Source organism: Caballeronia sp. BR00000012568055, from assembly GCF_029439455.1.
Lineage (GTDB): Bacteria > Pseudomonadota > Gammaproteobacteria > Burkholderiales > Burkholderiaceae > Caballeronia.
In genome coordinates, this window is record NZ_JAQFVG010000233.1 from 1 (window position 1) to 383 (window position 383).

At 54.0% G+C, this 383-nt stretch carries 1 protein-coding gene; it reads left to right on the plus strand.

Translation table 11 applies throughout. The features are described from left to right. Nucleotides 1-43: 43 nt before the first annotated feature. On the plus strand, nucleotides 44-383 hold a 340-nt coding region (locus P7F28_RS10405; protein ID WP_277184403.1), incomplete at its 3' end, for a type VI secretion system contractile sheath domain-containing protein.

Sequence of the window (383 nt, forward strand, 5' to 3'; positions counted from 1 at the left end):
TCGAAAAAGCAGCACGAGCACGTATAAGGAATAAGAAGTCGTGATGGTGCAGAATCTGTCTGAAGCCGGACTCAACCCAACTCAATTCAGAACGCCGCAAAGCGAGTCTGCGCACCATGACGCCACGCGCCTCGACGTCCTTATCACAGACGTGGAAGCCAGGCTCGACGGATATCTCGATTCAATCCTCCATCACGCTGATTTCCAGAAGCTCGAATCGGCCTGGCGCGGTCTTGCTTTTCTCGTCGATCAGACCGACTTTCGCGCCCTCGTCAAAATCGAAGTGCTGGACATCTCCAAAGATGCGCTCCGGCAAGACTTCGAAGATGCAACTGACGTGACGCAAAGCGGCCTGTTCCGTCAAACCTACACGCTGGAATACG